The following is a 17,195-nucleotide window of genomic DNA, read 5'->3' as shown; positions in this document are numbered from 1 at the left end:
GCCGCCGCCGTGTGTGCGGCCCACTTCGACACCGCGCAGGAGGAGACCCCGAGGTGACCAGCAACGACGGGCCCGGTGTACCACCGGAGCGATCCCCGGAGACCACGTCGGTCTTCCGCGCCGACTTCACCGAGTTCCAGGAACGCGAGGCACAGGCCGCACCGGCACCGGAGCAGCCGGTGTCGGGTGTCGACGCACTGCCCCCCGGCTCTGCCCTGCTGGTGGTGAAGCGCGGGCCGAACGCGGGTTCGCGCTTTCTGCTGGACCAGGCGACCACGAGCGCGGGACGGCACCCCGAGAGCGACATCTTCCTCGACGACGTCACCGTGTCGCGTCGCCACGCCGAGTTCCGGCGTGACGTCGGTGAGTTCGTGGTTGTCGACGTCGGCAGCCTCAACGGAACCTATGTAAACCGCGAACCGGTTGACACCGCAGTGCTAGCTAACGGCGACGAGGTGCAGATCGGCAAGTTTCGGCTGGTCTTCCTGACCGGCCCGAGAGATGCCGGTCAGGGGGGCGTTCAGGGGACCACGTGACCGCCCCGCACTGGTCGAGGGGGCGTGGTTCCGAGGACGGCCGGTGGAGCATCGGCGCGGTGCTCGACCGGCTCCGGGGTGAGTTCCCGGACGTGACCATCTCCAAGATTCGTTTCTTGGAATCGGAAGGTCTCGTGTCCCCGGCCAGGAGCGCGTCGGGCTACCGGCAGTTCTCCGGTGACGACCTCGACCGGTTGCGGTTCGTCCTCGCGGCGCAGCGCGATCAGTACCTTCCGCTGAAGGTGATCAAACAACAGTTGGACGACCGAGATCGAGTGAACTCGGGCGAGTCGCGTCCACTGGTTGTGGTCCCCAGCGGGGAACCTGAGCAGGTGAGCGCTCCGACGAAGGTCCGGTTGACCCGGGAAGACCTGCTCAGCGAAGCCGAGATCAGTTCGTCGATGCTCGCCGCGCTGGAGCAGTACGGCATCGTCCGGTCCGGCCAGTCCGGGTTCTACGACGTGGACGCCGTGGCGCTCGCTCGTACCGCGAGTGCGCTGACCGAGTTCGGTATCGAGCCGAGGCATCTGCGGGCCTTCCGCGCGGCGGCGGACCGTGAGACGGGTCTGCTGCAGCAGGTGGTCGGGCCCGTGGCGAGGCAGCGTGACCCGGATGCCGCCGCGCGCGCCGAGGATCTGCTCCGCGAGATGGCCGGTCTGTCGGTGCGACTGCACGCTCTGCTGATCCGTGTGGGTCTGCGGGAGGGTCTTCCTCGATGAATCTGGGCCAGAGCGGTTTTCCGTCGCCAGACGGCGCGCGAACCGCCGCTAGCCCGTGTAGCGTCTTCATGTATCAGGGTCCATCGGATCCGACCCGACCACAGGTTCCAGCGCTGGGCCGATCAGGTGGTGCTAGTCCCCGTCGGGGAGGGAGGCGAGACGCGTGAGTGAGATGCGCGTGGTGGGTGTTCGGGTAGAGCTACCCGCAAACCAGCCCATTCTTCTACTGCGGGAGACCAACGGCGACCGTTACCTTCCGATCTGGATCGGTTCGGTCGAGGCTACCGCTATCGCACTCGAGCAACAGGGTGTGAAACCGGCGAGGCCACTGACTCACGACTTGTTGAAAGACGTGATCAAGTCGTTGGGTCGCCGCCTCGAGCAGGTTCGCATCACGGATCTTCAGGAAGGCACCTTCTTCGCCGAGCTGGTGTTCGACGGAGGTGCCCGAGTGTCCGCCCGGCCGAGTGACTCGGTCGCGCTGGCGCTGCGGGTGGGGGTTCCGATCCACGCCGAGGAGAACGTCCTCGCCGAGGCCGGCCTGATCATCCCCGATGAGCAGGAGGACGAGGTGGAGAAGTTCCGTGAGTTCCTCGATTCGGTCTCGCCGGAGGATTTTCGTGGGGCTCAACCCTGAAGTTCCCCTTCACGGTTCCCGCGCGTCGCGTTGACCGCGCGGTGACCTCCTCTTACGGTCATGGTTATGGACTTCGAAGCCCCTGACGAGCCGGCCGGGCAGGGCGAGCTGTTCCCCGGCGCGGATCTGGCGGACGGGCTGCCGGACCAGCTCAGCGGCTACCGAGGCCCGACCGCCTGCCAGGTAGTGGGTATCACCTACCGGCAGCTGGACTACTGGGCACGGACCGGGCTGGTCGTTCCGACCATAAGGAGCGCCTCCGGCTCCGGCACCCAGCGGTTGTACTCGTTCAAGGACGTCCTGGTACTGAAGGTCGTGAAGCGGCTGCTGGACGCCGGTGTGTCACTGCAGAACATCCGGTTGGCCGTGGACCACCTGAGGGCACGAGGTGTTCGGGACCTGGCCGGGATCACGCTGCTCAGTGACGGTACGACGGTCTACGAGTGTGCGTCGCCCGAAGAGGTCGTCGACCTGCTTCAGGGTGGTCAGGGTGTGTTCGGTATCGCCATCGGCGGTGCGATGCGTGAGATCAGCGGCACGATCAAGGAGTTCCCGGCCGAGCGCGCCGACGGGCTCGTCATCGAGGAGACCCCGACCGACGAGCTGAGCAGGCGTCGGGCGACGAAGCGCATCAGCTGAGACCCACCCGCGGGTGATTGACGCCAGCTACTGAACCGCTGGTGACGGCTCCGTGAGACGTTCCGCGAACTCGATCAACCTGGCACGCAGAGGCACCGCGGCCTCGGCGAACTCCGACTGCGCACGGACGTATTCCGCGCGGCCGGCCGCCGTCTCGATCCGGACCGCTGAGTAGCCCAGCTCGCTGAGGTCGTAGGGGCTGGCGCGCATGTCCATCTCCCGGACCCGCGCGGCGAGCTCGAAGCAGTCGGCGACCAGCTCAGCGGGTGTCGCCGGGGCGAGCTTGTAACTCCACTTATAAAGATCCATCGTCGCGTGGAGACACCCGGGCTGTTCGGAGTCCACCTGGCCCTCCCTGGTCGGGAAGGTCGCGTTGAGCGGCCGAGCCGGGGCGGTGAAGAAGCGGAACGCGTCGTGGTGGGTGCAGCGCACCGGCAGGGACTCGACGACGGTGTCCGTGCCGGCCGACCCCAGCCGCAGCGGTAGCTGCTCGTGGCGCGGTGAGTCGTCCCGGTAGACCATCGCCCACTCGTGCAGACCGAAGCAGCTCAAGCGAGCCGGGCGGGACGCCGTAGCTCTCAGCAGCGACACCACGAATCGTGCCGTCGTCCGGCGGTTGTCCGGCAACAGCACCGGGTCGAACACCACTCCGTCGCTCACCCGGCGGTAGCCCGGGGTCCCGAGGAACTCGTCCGCGTCGCCGCCGAGCACCACCCCGGGGCCGGGGTGCCAGCGCTCCAACCTGCTCGGGCGGAACGAGTAGTAGGTGAACAGGAAATCCAGCACCGGGTGCGGCCGGCCTTCGCGGCGACGCTCCCGGTGCGGCTGCGTCCACCGGTTCACCCGCTCCCGATGCGCGTACTGGCGAGCACGCCAGGTCGGCTCGTCCCACACCTGCACGACGTCGAACCTACGACGCGTGGCCGGATGAGGTGCCGGAAGGGTCCGCGCGCACCGCTCCCACGTAGTACTGGACCAGGTCGTCCATGGAGACCACACCGACGGTCTCGCCGCCCCGGTCGGTGACGACCCTGGCCAGGTGCGCCTGCGACCTGCGCAGCGCGGCGAGTGCGTCGTCGAGCCTGGCGTCGCAGGGAATCTCCGGAAGCCCGCGTACCCGGCTGGCCGGCACGACCGCCGTCGGGTCGTCCAGCTCGGGCAGCACGTCCTTGACGTGGAGGTAGCCGACGAGGCGGCCGGAGCCGTCCTTCAACGGGAAGCGGGAGACCCCGACCTGTGCGACCGCCGCGGAGACGTCGCCGACGGTGGGGGACACGGGCAACGTGACCACGCGGTCCAGCGGAACGATCACGTCGGCCACCGTGCGCCCGGTGGAACCGAGCGTCTCGGTGAGCCGGCTGCTCTCCTGATCGTCGAGCAGGCCTTCCCGGCGCGAGTCGGCGATCATCTCGCTGAACTCGGCCTGGGTGTAGGCGCTGTCCATCTCCTCCCTGGGCGTGACCTTGACCAGGCGCAGCACGACCGTCGCCGCGGCGGTGAACAGCGACAGCACCGGGCTGGTGAAGCGGCAGAACGCGTAGTGCGCGGGCACCAGGATCACCGCGGCACGTTCCGGGCCGGCGATCGCGAGGTTCTTCGGAACCATCTCGCCGATCACCGTGTGCAGGACGACCACGATGCCGAGGCCGAGGGTGAACGCGATCGGGTGCAGGATCGCGCTGGGCAGCCCCAGCAGCGCGAACGGGCGCTCCAGCAGGCTCGCCACGGCAGGCTCACCGAGGCGGCCGAGGCCGAGCGAGCACAGCGTGATGCCCAGCTGCGCTCCGGCGATCAGCAACGGCAGGTGCTCCCCGGCGCGCAGGGTGGAGCGGGCTCCGGCGCTGCCGCCCTCGGCCATCGCGAGCAGCCGGTCGCGCCGGGCACTGATCACCGCGAACTCCGCGCCGACGAAGAACGCGTTGCCGGCGAGCAGCAGCACCGAGACGAGGACTGCGACCAACTCGCTCATCGGTGAAGCTCCGACGGTCCGTTCAGCGAGGTGCGCCGGGCCAGACGGAGCTCGGCGACCCGGTTGCGTTCCCTGCGCATCACGGTCAGGCGCCACCCGTCGACGTCGACGAAGTCGCCGACCTCCGGGATGCGCCCGAGCCGCTCCAGCAGCAGGCCGGCGATCGTCTCGTAGTCGCCTTCGGGCAGCACGAAGCCGGTCGCCTCGACCAGCTCGTCGCCGCGCAGCAGCCCGGACACCAGCCAGCCGTCCTGCCCGAGCTGTCGGACCGGGCTCGGACCGGCCTGGTCGTGCTCGTCCCTGACGTCGCCGACGATCTCCTCGACGAGGTCCTCCAGCGTCACGATGCCCGCCGTTCCGCCGTACTCGTCGACGACGATCGCGATCTCCGACTCGCCCATGCGGAGCCGACCGAGCAGCGCGTCGCCGTCCAACGAGTCCGGCACGGTCAGCACCGGCCGCGCCAGCTCGGCCATCGTGGTGCTCGCACGCTGGTCGGCGGGTACCCCGAAGGTCTGTTTGACGTGCACGACGCCCCGGATCTCGTCGAGGTCGTGGCGGTAGACCGGGAACCGGGAGAACCCGGTCTCCAGCGAGGTGGCCACCAGGTCCGCCACGGTCGCATCCGTTTCCAGTGCCTTGACCTGCACTCTCGGAGTCATCAGGTCCTCGGCGACCCGGTCGGTGAACCGGATCGCCCTGGCGAGCAGCATCGCGGTGCCTTCGTCGAGGGTGCCGTGCTCGGCGCTGCTGGACACCAGCGCGCGCAGCTCGTCCGGCGACCGGGCCGACCGCAGCTCCTCGGCGGGCTCGACGCCGAGCTTGCGCACCAGCCAGTTGGCCGACGAGTTGAGCGCGTTGATCAGCCACCGGAAGGCACGGCTGAACCCGGTCTGCAGACCCGCCACCGCGCGCGCGGTGGGCAGCGGACGAGCGATCGCCAGGTGTTTCGGGACCAGCTCGCCGAACACCACGGACAACGCGGTGGCCAGCGCCAGGGTGATCGTCAGGTTGACCGGAGCGATCGCCCCGTCAGGTAGCCCGATCGCCTCGAGCGGGGGCGTGATCAACACCGACAATGCGGGCTCGGCGATGTAGCCGGTGATCAGGGTCGTGATGGTGATGCCGAGCTGCGCACCGGACAGCTGGAACGACAACGTCCGGTGCGCACGCTGCACCTGCAGTGCACGCCGATCACCGGCTTCGTTGACGTGTGAGTCGACCTGACTGCGTTCGAGGGTCGTGAGGGAGAATTCGGCCGCGACGAACAGCGCGGCGGCGAACGTGAGCGCCAGTACCGCGAGTACTCCGAGAACCGACCAGAGCGTGCTCATGATGAATCGCTCAACAGGGCGGGGGCACGGGGGGTGGAGACCTCCTAGGGAAGCCCCCAGTGTACGGGCGCCGGTCAGACCCTCAGGCGGGTGCCCGGTCCGGCGGGAAGCCGCCGGTCGCGATCGGTCCCCACTTCTCGATCGTCAGCCGGATCAGACTCTTGCCCTGGCGCTGCATCGCGTCGCGGTACTCGTCCCAGTCCGGGTGCTCCCCGGAGATGCATCGGAAATACTCGACAAGCCCGTCGAGCGCCTCCGGCAGGTCCAGAACCTCCGCGGTGCCGTCGACCTGGACCCACGCCCCGTTCCACTCGTCCGACAGCACACAGGCCGAGGCTCGGCCGGTCCGCCGGATGTTGGTGACCTTGGCCCGAGCCGGGTAAGTGGACACCACGATGCGACCCTCGGAGTCGACACCGCAGGTCACGGGGGAGGTCTGGACCCCGCCGTCGGCGCGGTCGGTGATCAGCAACGCGTGGTGACGGGTGGACAGGAACTCGGTGAGTGCCGCGCGGTCCACGCGATCCGCACGGGCGATCGTAGGTGCCATGCCTGCACTGTATGGCGTGCACCGGTTCTCCGCTGGCGACCCCTGACTTCGCAGATCCACACGCTGCGTCGCAGACACTGCAGCATCTGCGACGCAACACGAGCCTCTGCGAGATGTGACTGGCGTGACGGTTGGGACGCTGGCGGCGAAGTGCGCCCCGGGCACGCACCGCACGCCCGGGGCACGCACTGCACGCCGGACGCAGGGGCGCGGCGCAGCCGTGACCCAACAAGGCGCCACAGGCCGCGGCCGCAGCCCCGCCGAAAGAGCCCGCACACTGCTCCCTTCCCCGCGATCCTGGCCCGCACTTGGCGTGGTCGGGCGGTGTCAACCCGGAACCCTCGCCCCCGAACGGCGTGCAACCAGGAACGAGCGCGAGGCCGGCGAAGCCGGGGGTTGATACCGCCCGACCACGCCAAGACACTGGACGGCCAGCGGGGACGCCCCGACGCCGCACAATCCAGCGACTCGCGCTGACGGAATCCAGCGACTCGCGGTGATGGAATCCGCGACTCGCGGTGGTGCTGGACCGGGGGCGTGGGCACTCAGGGGGTGCGGCCTGACAAAGCCAGGAGCTTCGCCTGAGCGTTCGCGTCCGGGGAGACAGTCACCTCGGGCCCGAAGACTCCCCACGTCCGCCACTGCTCAGCCACCTCGGACATGATCACTGTCAACCCCGCCACCAGATCGGAAGGAAGCGTGGAGTCGAGGCCGAGGAGCCGGGCCAGGTCGAAGGTCTCGAACCCGTGGTAGGTGATGACCTGTTGCAGGTAGTCCCGCGCGGTGAAGTCACCGAACGAGCCGAACGACAGGTGCACGGGCCGCGAAGGATCGTCCAGCGCGAGCACGTCCGAGGCCGCGGTGGCGGTGACCTCGTGCCACGCCGAGACCGCGTCCGGACCGCTGAGGTCCGCCGGGTACTCGGGGTACAGCGTCGTTCCGTCCTCGATCGTGCCGCCGGCCAGCACATGGCCGACCCAGCGGTTCTCCTTGGCGTGCGATGCCACGACCTCGCGCACAATGCGGCCGGGGAAGCCGCCGCTCGGTGTGGTCTTACGATCCCAGTCCTCGGCGCCGATCTGGCCGATCACGGTGCTCAGGGCCTGGCAGGCGGTGCCGAAGAGGGTCTGCTCGGGGATGCTCATGACACAGAGCTTCGAGCACATACCTGACATCTTCTGACAGGTACTGCGTCAGACTTGGGTCATGCGCGCGAGTCGGTTGCTGTCCCTTCTGCTGTTGCTGCAGAACCGGGGGCGGATGACCGCGCCCGAGCTGGCGGCCGAGCTGGAGGTGTCGGTGCGGACGGTGTACCGGGACGTCGAGTCGCTCAGCGCGTCCGGTGTGCCGATCTACGCCGACCGGGGGCCGCTCGGCGGCTACCAGCTGCTGGACGGCTATCGGACCCGGCTGACGGGGCTGACCGGCGACGAAGCAGACACGCTGTTCCTCGCCGGGGTGCCAGGAGCGGCCGCGGAGCTCGGTCTCGGCAGCGCCCTCGCGGCCGCCCAGCTCAAGCTGGGCGCCGCGCTCCCGGCCGACCTGCGGGATCGTGCGACCCGCGCGACGGAACGGTTCCACCTGGACGCACCCGGCTGGTTCCGTGATCCGCAGCCGACCCCGTTCCTCGCGGCGATCGCCGACGCGGTCTGGTCCGGTACCCGGATCTCGGTGCGATACCAGCGGTGGGACCGCACGATCCGGGACCGCGAGCTGGACCCGTTGGGCCTGGTACTGAAGGCGGGCGTCTGGTACCTGGTCGCCACGCGCTCGGACGAAGCCGAACCGGGCCCGCGCAGCTACCGGGTGGCCCGGGTGCTCGAACTGACCCGGCGGACCGAGGCCGCGACCCGTCCGCCGGACTTCTCGCTGGCCGGGTACTGGGAACAGCGCTCGGCCGAGCTCAAGGCCGCGATGTGGCGGGGCAGCGCGACGGTCCGGCTCTCACCGCGAGGCGTGCAGCTGGTGGAGTGGCTGGTCGGCTCGACCGAGGCACGCGCCGTCCAGGACACCGCGACCGAGCCGGACGCCGACGGCTGGATCACCGCCACCGTGCCCATCGAGTCGGTCCGCCACGCCGAGTCGGTGTGGCTGCGCCTCGGCGTCGAGGTCGAGGTACTGGCGCCGCCCGAGCTGCGCGACCGGATCGCGACGATCGCGCGGCAGCTGCTGGATCGCTACGGAACCTGAAGCTCAGGGCACCAGTCCGTGCTCCTGGGCGAGGATCGCCGCCTGTACCCGGGACCGGAGGTCGAGCTTGGTCAGCACCCGGGAGACGTGCGTCTTGACCGTCGTCTCACCGATGAACAGCCTGCGGGCGATCTGTGCGTTGGACAACCCCTCACCCAGGCAGGCCAGCACCTCCGACTCGCGTTCGGTCAGCTCGGCCAACCCCCGGGGTGGTGTCACGGGGACGGGGGAGGACGCCGCGAAGGCGGTCATCATGCGTCGGGTGATCTTCGGCTCCAGCACGCCCTCGCCCGCCGCGACCTGGTGGATGGCCTCGACCAGGCGGGGTGCCTCGACGGACTTCAACAGGAACCCGCCGGCACCGGCGCGCATCGCGGCATACACGTAGTCGTCGAGATCGAACGTGGTCAGGACGAGCACCTCGCACACCCCGTCGCCGACCAGCTGGCGGGTCGCCTCGATGCCGTCGGTGCCGGGCATCCGGACGTCCATCAGCACCACGTCGGGGCGCAGAGTGCGCGCCATCCGGACGGCGGTCGCGCCGTCCGCCGCTTCGCCGACCACCTCGATGCCGGGTGAGGCACGCAGGATGAGCACCAGGCCGGCCCGGATCGCGCCGTGATCGTCCGCCACCAGCACCTTGACCGTCACGTCTGCACCTTCTCGTCGCTGGTTCTGTCCGTCGGCGGTACCGGGAGCCGGGCGCGGACCCGCCAGCCGGCGCCGTGCCGGCCCGCGTCGAGGGTTCCGCCGAGGGCCGCGGCCCGTTCGTGCATGCTGGTCAGCCCCGTCCCGCCACCGGGCGGTGCCGCCCGGGTGCTGACGCCCTGGGGGAGCTCGTTGGTGACCTCGATGAGCAGCCGGCTGCCGTCGCGCCGGACCGTCACGTCCGCCCGTGCGCCCTCCGCATGCTTGACCGCGTTGGTCAGCGCCTCCTGCACGATCCGGTATGCGGTCAGGTCGACGACCGAGGGAAGGCCGTCGACCGGTGGGTCGTCGGTCCGGGTCACCCTGAGGCCGCCGGCCCGCGCGGACTCCACCAGGCGGTCCAGCTCCACCAGACGCGGGGGCGCCGTCGGCGGGTCGTCGGCGTGGCCGGTGCCCGCGCGCAGCAGGTCGATCATCGCGCGCATCTCGGTGAGTGCCTCGATGCTGTTCTCCCGCACGGAACGCAACACCGCGTGCACTGTCTCGCGGTCCCGGTCGGCGACCGACAGCACGGCCTCGGACTGGATGGCGATCGCGGATAGGTGACCGGCGATGACATCGTGCAGGTCACGGGCCATGCGGGAACGTTCCTCGGCGATCGCGGCCTGCCGGTCCAGCTCGGCGATCCTGGCGAGCTGACCGGACCTGGTGCGCTCCGCGTCGGCGACCTCGCGGTGGCGGCGTACCTCCCGGCCCCAGCCGACCGCGATCAGCGGTAGCGCGACGATCCCCACGGTCAGCGGGATCGCCGTGCGCCAGTTCGGCAGCAGGACGAGCGCCACGACGAACGTCACGATCGGGCTGGCGACCGTGGCGAAGAACAGGGTCCTGCTCAACGCGCGGGACCCGTTCAACGTCGCGGAGTACAGGACGTCGCCCGCGACGAGCGACATCGGGAGGCTCAGCCCCAGCACGAGGTCGGCGGTGACGGGCAGCGCGCCGAGCGCGAGGGCCAGGCCGGGGTGGTTCCTGCGCATCAGTAGCGTCGCGGACCCCGCCGCCAGCAGCCCCAGCCGCCACCAGGGCGTACCGGCCGGCTCGACCCGCAGCGTGTACATGTCCGCGAGGTACAACAGCAGGCCGCCGAGGAAGACCCCCACCGCGATCAGTACGTCCCGCCACGGCGGCTGGATCAGCCGTCGGGCCAGGGCGGGGGCGTGATGCACGACCTCATCACAGCACAACGACGGCCGGTTCTCGTCCTGCCGAGGCCGGACCCGATCGCCGTGATCGTCCTCCGAAATGATGACCGGGATCTGGTGAGGTCAGGCGACGACGCGGGCATCCTCCTCCGGCCAGCCTGTGGAGCATGGTGAACCTCTTCGACGGGCGGGCCGCCGCCGCGACCGACCTTTTCGCCGCCAACCCGGTGCTGACGGTCATCGCGGCGGGGGAGATCGGCTTCTGGGTACTGCTCGCTCTCGCACTGGCCGTGCGCTACCTGCTGCGCCTGCGCACGCTGTCGACGGTGCTGCTCTGGGGACTGCCGGTGGTCGACCTGATCGTGCTGGTCGCGGCCGTGATCGACCTGCGTGCCGGTGGAGAGGCACGGTTGAGCCACGGTCTCGCCGCGACCTACGTCGGCGTCACGGTCGTCTTCGGACACCGGATGGTGCGCTGGGCGGACCAGCGGATCGCGCACCGGTTCGCCGGAGGGCCCGAGCCGCACCGTCCACCCACATCGGGGTGGGCCCGGGTTCGCTACGAATGGCAGGAATGGGGTCGCTTCGCGCTCGCCTGGGTGCTGTCCTGCGCGATCATGCTGGGCTTGGTCGCGATGGTCGGCGACGACAGCAGGGTGGACGCTCTGTTCGGCTCGATGCGGCACCTGACCGTGGTCCTGGTCGTCTGGCTGATCGGCTGGCCGGTGTGGGTGAGCGTCCGCGAGGTACTGCGGCCGGGTGCGCACGATGGCTGACCGCATCGAGTCCCTCGACCTGCTTCGCGGCGTGGCCATCATCGGCACCCTCGGGACCAACATCTGGATCTTCACCGATCCCGGCGGCATCGTCGGCTTCTTCGCCGACGTTCCGCGCACCGGCTCGGTCGGCGACACCGTCGAGCTGCTGCTGCGTTCTCTCGCCAACGGGAAGTTCCTCGGGCTGCTCACCGTTCTGTTCGGCGTCGGTCTCGAGCTGCAGTACCGGTCAGCGCGCCGAAGGGGGGCGCGCTGGCCGGGCTGGTACCTCTGGCGGTCCGCGCTGCTGCTGATCGAGGGCGCCCTGCACTTCGTCCTGGTCTTCGAGGGTGACGTGCTGATGGCGTACGCGATCACCTCGTTCGTGGTCGCCTATCTCGTGGGACGCAGCGATCGTGCGGTCCGGGCGGTCATGATCGTGCTGGGGGTCACCCAGGTGGCGGTTCTGAGCCTCGGCACGGCGGTCCTGCTCAGCGGCTCGCCGGGGCAGGGCGTTCAGATACCGGGCGTCGACCCTCGGCTGTACAGCGAGGGCGGCTACTTCGCGCAGGTCCTCATGCGGATGGACAACGCGCTGCTGCTCCGCGCCGAGGCCGTGATCATCGTACCGTCCGCCGTGGTGCTGTTCCTGGCGGGCTCCCGGCTGCTGCGAGCCGGCGTCTTTGCCGACTCCGACCGGGGACAGCTCATCCGTACCCGGCTGATCATCGCGGGTCTGCTGGTCGCGGCGCCGCTCAATCTGGCGACCGGTCTGGCCGGACCGGGATGGGTGTTGCTGGACCGCTACCTGCTGCCGCCGATCGTGGCTCTTGGGCTGCTCGGACTGGTGACCACGATCGCCCTACGGCACAGAGAGGCGCCCGGCCGATGTCGACGGGCGCTCGCGGCGGTGGGTCGCTGTGCACTGTCCTGCTATGTGTTCCAGAACCTGGTGGCGAGCGCGCTGTGCTACGGCTGGGGGCTGGGGCTGGCGGACACCCTGTCCGGATACCGGCCGTGGTGGGTGATCGGCCTGTGGGCCGGCATCAGCCTGAGCTTTGCCGTACTGGCGACGGTGTGGGTCGGACGCCATGAACGAGGACCACTGGAGATCGTCTGGCAGTGGGCCTACCAGCGGCCGATGGCTGTTTCGCGCAAGGACACGCGAAACGCTCGGGTCGGGTGACATGGCGCAAATCGGCCAAGTCTCAACACTCACGTGAGTACCCGCTGTCGCAGGGTGTTTGAACTCCGGTAATGTCCGACACATGGGATCCGAGCGGATAACGGTCACCTTGCCGCCTGAGCTGGTGGCCAACGCTCGAACCGCGGTCCGTAGCGGAGCCGCGGCGAGCCTCTCGGCGTTCGTTGCCGACGCGCTCCGTAGCCAGATGGAGCGCAATCAGGCACTGATCGAGCTGGAGCGCGTCCTGGGAGGTCGACCTCCGCAGGAGGCGCTGGATGCGGTCCGGCGCGACTTGGGGCTTCCCGCGGCGGGTCAGCAAGTCGCGTGATCGGCGGGCGCGTACTCGATGCCTCCGCCGTGATGGCCTTCGCTTCGCAGCGATCGGTCTACGCGGCCGCCCTGGTGTGGACCGTCGTCGAGGAACACATGGTGCTGGTGCTGCCCTCGGCGGCTGTTGCCGCCGCGTGGTCCCAGCTGGAGGACAAACACCATCCCGCTCTCGAAGTGCTGTTGAGGCTGCCGAACACGGTGATCGACGATCTCGACGCAGACCGGGCGCGGGCGGTCGGACAGCTGGAGCCGGGTGACCTGGAAGCGGCCCACGCGGTGGCGTGCGCCCAGCGCCGTGGCTGGCCGCTGGTGACCACCGACGCGACCCGCTACAAAGAGTTCAATGTCGAAGTTCCCGCCGAGGAGCTTCCCTAACCCAGTCGCAGCCGACGCACAGATCACACCCCGTAGGGGTCGGATTCCGGTACCGAGCGCGGGTAGCGTTCGGCCATGGCCGAGGCAATGACGCAGCGGGTCAATCAATTGACCACCAACGGCTCTCGGTCGTCGTCGCCCTTCGTCGACTTCGACCGAGCGTCCTGGGCGCGCCTTGGCGAGTCCATAGCGCTGCCGCTGACCGCCGACGAGCTGGACCAGATCCGAAGCTTCGGCGACGAGGTGGATCTCGACGAGGTCCGCCAGGTGTACCTGCCGCTGTCCCGGCTGCTGAACCTGCACGTGCAGGAGGGCGGCAGGCTGTACCGGGCCTACCGGACGTTCCTCGGTGGTCAGCCCGCGCGCACCCCGTTCGTCATCGGCATCGCGGGCTCGGTGTCGGTGGGTAAGTCGACCACCGCGCGTCTGCTGCGGACGCTGCTGGCCAGGTGGCCGCACCACCCGCGCGTCGAGCTCATCACGACCGACGGCTTCCTGTACCCCAACGCGGAGCTGGAACGCCGAGGGCTCATGGCGCGCAAGGGGTTCCCGGAGTCCTACGACCGGCGGGCCCTGCTGCGGTTCGTCACCGAGGTCAAGGGCGGGAAGGACGTCGTGAGGGCGCCGGTCTACTCACACCTGGTGTACGACATCGTGCCCGAGGAGTCGGTGCTGGTGCGCAGGCCGGACATCCTGCTGCTGGAGGGCCTCAACGTCCTGCAACCCGCGCAGCCGAGCAGCACCGGCCGCCGGAGCGGCCTCGCGGTCAGCGACTTCATCGACTTCTCGGTGTACGTGGACGCGGCAACCGACGACGTGCGGCGCTGGTACATCAGCCGGTTCCTGAGGTTACGGGAGACCGCGTTCCGTGACCCTGCCTCGTACTTCCGCCGCTACGCGGACCTGGACGGGCCGGCCGCCGTCGCTCGTGCCGAACAGCTGTGGGACGAGATCAACGGCCCGAACCTGGAGCACAACATCGCCCCGACCAGAGGCCGGGCGACGTTGGTGCTCAGCAAGGGCCGCGACCACGCCGTGACCAGGGTCCGCCTGCGCAAGCTCTGACGCGCTTCAGGACACCTCGGTGGTCAGCTCGTCGTGCAGGAAGCTCCGGTAGCCGCGCAACCGGGCCGACTCGTCGAGGGGCTCCTGGTAGCCCCAGGCCACGTCGGCGATCTCCGTGTCGCCGGTGCGCAGCGACCAGTAGCTGGCCCAGCCCTTGTACGGGCAGACGGTCCTGGTCTCGGTCGGTACCAGCAGCTCCTCGCGGACGTCCTCGGCCGGCAGGTAGTAGCGGTTCGGCAGTCCGGTCTCGGACAGCAGCAGCGCGCGGGTCGAATCGGCGACCACCACGTCACCCGCGAGCACCCGTACGCGGCTGCTCGTGGCGCGGATGTCGACTCGGTGGAACGGGTCCGGCAGGTGCCCGACGGCCTCGTCGTCCTCGTCGAGCCAGCGGTCCGGCGCCGACCAGTACAGCGCGGCGTAGCCGCTCAGCCAGGACGCCGAGGAGATCGGCTCCGGGTAGTGCCACACGGCGTTCTCCGCCACCCGGTCGCCCACCCGGATCGAGCGGTAGGACGCGTCGCCCTTGAACGGGCAGTGGGTGTGCAGGTCGGTCGCCTCGAGCAGGTCGGTGCGCAGGTCGGCTTCCGGGACGTACAGCTGGGGGAGCAGGCCGGTCTCGTGCACGAGCACCCCGTCGCGGGTGTCCAGGACGGTCTCGCCGGCGAACTCGGCGCGGACCCTGCGCGGGAACGGCTGCATCAGCAGGCGGTGCTTCGGCCCGTCGATCCGGTAGTTGGTGAGCAGGTCGTCGGTGCCGGCCAACGGGCCGGGAAGTCGGGTCAGGGTCACGGTCGTCCTCCTCAGGGCGCGACTACTAGCCTCCCCCTATGACCACGCCAGCGCCGGATTCTGTTCCCGCCACCGCGTATCAGGCCGAGATTTACCTCGGTGGGCTGAGCGGGGCGGTGCCTGCTCTGCCGACCGACCTGACCACGCTGGAGCAGCTGGCGCGGGAGAAGCTGGACGCGGGCCCGTACGGCTACGTGGCGGGCGGCGCGGGCAGCGGCGCCACCATGCGGGCCAACCGGGAGGCGTTCGACGCCTGGCGCATCGTGCCCCGGATGCTGCGCGAAGCGACCAAGCGCACCCTGGCGACCACCGTGCTGGGTACCGACATGACCGCTCCGGTGCTGCTGGCCCCGATCGGCGTGCAGTCGATCGTCCATCCCGACGGTGAGCTGGCGGTGGCCAGGGCCGCCACCGAGCTGGGCCTGCCGACGGTACTGTCCACGGCGTCCTCGTACACGATCGAAGAGGTCGCCGAGGCATCCGGCCCCGGTGCACGCTGGTTCCAGCTGTACTGGCCGACCGAGGACGCGGTGACGATCAGCCTGCTGCGCCGCGCCAAGGCCGCCGGGTACAGCACGCTCGTGGTCACGCTGGACACCTGGACGCTGGGCTACCGCCCGCTGGACCTCGACCAGGCCTACCTGCCGTTCCTACGCGGAGTGGGCACGGCGATCCCGTTCTCCGACCCGGCGTTCCGCGCTGGGCTCGCGGTCGCACCGGAGGACGACCTGATGGCCGCGGTCGGCCGGTGGGTCCCGATGTTCACCGGGACGGCGCTGCGCTGGGACCGGCTGGACCTGCTGCGCGAGCACTGGGAAGGCCCGATCCTGCTCAAGGGCATCCAGCATCCCGACGACGCGCGCAGAGCGATCGAGGCGGGCATGGACGGCATCGTGGTCTCCAACCATGGGGGACGGCAGATCGACGGCGCTGTGGCCGCGCTGGACACCTTGCCGGGCATCGTGGCGGAGGTCGCCGGACAGGCCGCGGTGCTGTTCGACTCGGGTATCCGAACCGGTGCGGACGTGTTCAAGGCACTGGCGCTGGGCGCGGATGCGGTGCTGCTGGCACGCCCGTACGTCTACGGTCTGGCGCTGGCCGGCCAGCACGGAATCCGCCACGTCCTGCGTTGCCTGCTCACCGAGCTGGACATAACCCTGGGCCTGTCCGGCCACGCGGACGCAACCACCCTGACGCCAGACGCCCTGGTGCGAGGCCGCCCCTGACGTGAGCACTCTGCGCACGAGGTGACCCCACCAGCCACGCGCGTAACGCTCGGGAAGCGTGACAAAAGCAACCGCAGAGACTCCTGGGACTAAGTGCACGCGCGAGGGCGCAGCCCAATGCGCAAGAAAGCGCCATCGGCTCGCCACCACGAGGAGCGTGCACGCACACCACCCCCATCCCCGCGATCCTGGCCACGCCAGGTCCTGGCCAGGATCGCGGGAAATTGGTCACGGCTGCGTCGCCCCCCACTGTCTCCGGGTGCACCGCGCTCATTGTGTGCACGTGCCCCGACCCCAGGATCACCCCACCTGTCACACGCGTAACGCCCGGGGTGACTTCGCAGAGGCTCATGTCGCGTCGCACATGTTCCAACATCTGCGACGCAACACGTAGCTCTGCGAGGCGTGACAGAAGTGACCACAGAGACTCCTGGGGCTACGCGATCGCGCGAGGGCGCAGCCCAATGCGCAAAGAAGGCGCCATCGGCTCGCCACCGCGAGGGGCGTGCACGCACACCATCTCCATCTCCGCGATCCTGGCCACGCCAGGTCTTGGCCAGGATCGCGGGGAATTGGTCACGGCTGCGTCGCCTCCCACAGTCTCCGGGTGCACCGCGCTCATTGTGTGCACGTGCCCCGACCCCAGGATCACCCCACCTGTCACACGCGTAACGCCCGGGGTGACTTCGCAGAGGCTCATGTCGCGTCGCACATGTTCCAACATCTGCGACGCAACACGTAGCTCTGCGAGGCGTGACAGAAGTGACCACAGAGACTCCTGGGGCTACGCGATCGCGCGAGGGCGCAGCCCAATGCGCAAAGAAGGCGCCATCGGCTCGCCACCGCGAGGGGCGTGCACGCACACCATCTCCATCTCCGCGATCCTGGCCACGCCAGGTCTTGGCCAGGATCGCGGGGAATTGGTCACGGCTGCGTCGCCTCCCACAGTCTCCGGGTGCACCGCGCTCATTGTGTGCACGTGCCCCGACCCCAGGATCACCCCACCTGTCACACGCGTAACGCCCGGGGTGACTTCGCAGAG

Annotated in this window: 19 protein-coding genes; 11 read left to right on the top strand and 8 right to left on the bottom strand. The window is 69.6% G+C overall.

The genetic code is table 11. The features are described from left to right. The first annotated feature begins 53 nt into the window (after positions 1 to 53). The 4 genes from garA to G406_RS0120345 all read left to right on the top strand — a co-directional run bounded on the left by garA (position 54) and on the right by G406_RS0120345 (position 2,531). Complete coding sequence (gene garA, locus G406_RS0120360) at positions 54 to 536, top strand: glycogen accumulation regulator GarA (RefSeq protein ID WP_028935241.1); 483 nt, start codon at positions 54 to 56, stop codon at positions 534 to 536. After that, positions 533 to 1,255, top strand: a complete 723-nt coding sequence (gene ftsR, locus G406_RS0120355) for a transcriptional regulator FtsR (RefSeq protein WP_037077570.1) — start codon at positions 533 to 535, stop codon at positions 1,253 to 1,255. The genes garA and ftsR overlap by 4 nt, the downstream gene beginning before the upstream one ends. Before the next feature lie 163 nt (positions 1,256 to 1,418). Further along, a complete protein-coding gene (locus tag G406_RS0120350; RefSeq protein WP_028935239.1) occupies positions 1,419 to 1,892 on the top strand; it encodes a bifunctional nuclease family protein in 474 nt (157 codons plus the stop codon). A 60-nt stretch (positions 1,893 to 1,952) separates the two neighbouring features. Next, entirely contained in the window at positions 1,953 to 2,531 is a 579-nt protein-coding gene (locus G406_RS0120345) for a MerR family transcriptional regulator (protein ID WP_051342412.1), read from the top strand. A gap of 27 nt (positions 2,532 to 2,558) precedes the next feature. Here G406_RS0120345 and G406_RS0120340 read toward each other — a convergent pair whose 3' ends face one another. From G406_RS0120340 to G406_RS48345, 5 genes are all read right to left on the bottom strand, one after another. Further along, a complete protein-coding gene (locus tag G406_RS0120340; protein WP_028935237.1) occupies positions 2,559 to 3,431 on the bottom strand; it encodes a hypothetical protein in 873 nt (290 codons plus the stop codon). 10 nt (positions 3,432 to 3,441) lie between these two features. Beyond that, on the bottom strand, positions 3,442 to 4,500 hold the full coding sequence (locus G406_RS0120335) for a hemolysin family protein (protein WP_028935236.1): 1,059 nt from the start codon (positions 4,498 to 4,500) through the stop codon (positions 3,442 to 3,444). Continuing rightward, positions 4,497 to 5,834 (bottom strand): hemolysin family protein, encoded by a 1,338-nt coding sequence (locus G406_RS0120330; RefSeq protein ID WP_028935235.1) that lies wholly within the window; start codon positions 5,832 to 5,834, stop codon positions 4,497 to 4,499. The genes G406_RS0120335 and G406_RS0120330 overlap by 4 nt, the downstream gene beginning before the upstream one ends. An 82-nt stretch (positions 5,835 to 5,916) precedes the next feature. Further along, entirely contained in the window at positions 5,917 to 6,384 is a 468-nt protein-coding gene (locus G406_RS0120325; RefSeq protein ID WP_028935234.1) for a PPOX class F420-dependent oxidoreductase, read from the bottom strand. A gap of 545 nt (positions 6,385 to 6,929) precedes the next feature. Further along, complete coding sequence (locus G406_RS48345; RefSeq protein ID WP_156935016.1) at positions 6,930 to 7,529, bottom strand: DinB family protein; 600 nt, start codon at positions 7,527 to 7,529, stop codon at positions 6,930 to 6,932. 61 nt (positions 7,530 to 7,590) lie between these two features. Here G406_RS48345 and G406_RS0120315 point away from each other — a divergent pair, with 61 nt between their 5' ends. Beyond that, on the top strand, positions 7,591 to 8,574 hold the full coding sequence (locus G406_RS0120315; protein ID WP_028935233.1) for a helix-turn-helix transcriptional regulator: 984 nt from the start codon (positions 7,591 to 7,593) through the stop codon (positions 8,572 to 8,574). 3 nt (positions 8,575 to 8,577) lie between these two features. Here the strand turns inward: G406_RS0120315 and G406_RS0120310 are convergent, their stop codons facing one another. Beyond that, positions 8,578 to 9,225, bottom strand: a complete 648-nt coding sequence (locus G406_RS0120310) for a response regulator (protein WP_028935232.1) — start codon at positions 9,223 to 9,225, stop codon at positions 8,578 to 8,580. Beyond that, a complete protein-coding gene (locus G406_RS48340) occupies positions 9,222 to 10,448 on the bottom strand; it encodes a sensor histidine kinase (protein WP_064742979.1) in 1,227 nt (408 codons plus the stop codon). Before G406_RS48340 ends, G406_RS0120310 begins: the two co-directional genes overlap by 4 nt. 143 nt (positions 10,449 to 10,591) lie before the next feature. On the opposite strand from G406_RS48340, the gene G406_RS0120300 reads away from it, so the two are divergent. From G406_RS0120300 to coaA, 5 genes are all read left to right on the top strand, one after another. Then, complete coding sequence (locus tag G406_RS0120300; RefSeq protein WP_051342410.1) at positions 10,592 to 11,200, top strand: hypothetical protein; 609 nt, start codon at positions 10,592 to 10,594, stop codon at positions 11,198 to 11,200. Beyond that, on the top strand, positions 11,193 to 12,365 hold the full coding sequence (locus G406_RS0120295; protein ID WP_037077576.1) for a DUF418 domain-containing protein: 1,173 nt from the start codon (positions 11,193 to 11,195) through the stop codon (positions 12,363 to 12,365). The genes G406_RS0120300 and G406_RS0120295 overlap by 8 nt, the downstream gene beginning before the upstream one ends. Before the next feature lie 82 nt (positions 12,366 to 12,447). Continuing rightward, positions 12,448 to 12,693 (top strand): ribbon-helix-helix domain-containing protein, encoded by a 246-nt coding sequence (locus tag G406_RS0120290; RefSeq protein ID WP_028935229.1) that lies wholly within the window; start codon positions 12,448 to 12,450, stop codon positions 12,691 to 12,693. Continuing rightward, entirely contained in the window at positions 12,690 to 13,070 is a 381-nt protein-coding gene (locus tag G406_RS0120285; protein WP_028935228.1) for a hypothetical protein, read from the top strand. The genes G406_RS0120290 and G406_RS0120285 overlap by 4 nt, the downstream gene beginning before the upstream one ends. Before the next feature lie 75 nt (positions 13,071 to 13,145). Beyond that, positions 13,146 to 14,135 carry a type I pantothenate kinase gene (gene coaA, locus G406_RS0120280; RefSeq protein WP_245607174.1) on the top strand — a complete coding sequence of 330 codons (990 nt, stop codon included), beginning with the start codon at positions 13,146 to 13,148 and terminating at the stop codon, positions 14,133 to 14,135. 6 nt (positions 14,136 to 14,141) lie between these two features. On the opposite strand, the gene G406_RS0120275 is transcribed toward coaA, so the two are convergent. Next, entirely contained in the window at positions 14,142 to 14,927 is a 786-nt protein-coding gene (locus G406_RS0120275; protein WP_028935226.1) for a DUF427 domain-containing protein, read from the bottom strand. Between the two features lie 38 nt (positions 14,928 to 14,965). Here G406_RS0120275 and G406_RS0120270 point away from each other — a divergent pair, with 38 nt between their 5' ends. Further along, positions 14,966 to 16,153, top strand: coding sequence for a lactate 2-monooxygenase (locus tag G406_RS0120270; RefSeq protein ID WP_037077568.1), 1,188 nt, complete (start codon positions 14,966 to 14,968; stop codon positions 16,151 to 16,153). Positions 16,154 to 17,195 lie beyond the last annotated feature (1,042 nt).

Source organism: Actinospineispora spinosispora DSM 44797 (genome assembly GCF_000429025.1).
In the GTDB taxonomy this organism is placed as follows: domain Bacteria; phylum Actinomycetota; class Actinomycetes; order Mycobacteriales; family Pseudonocardiaceae; genus Pseudonocardia; species Pseudonocardia spinosispora.
The sequence above is the reverse complement of the archived record's forward strand: the minus strand, read 5'-3'. Positions and strand labels throughout refer to the sequence as shown.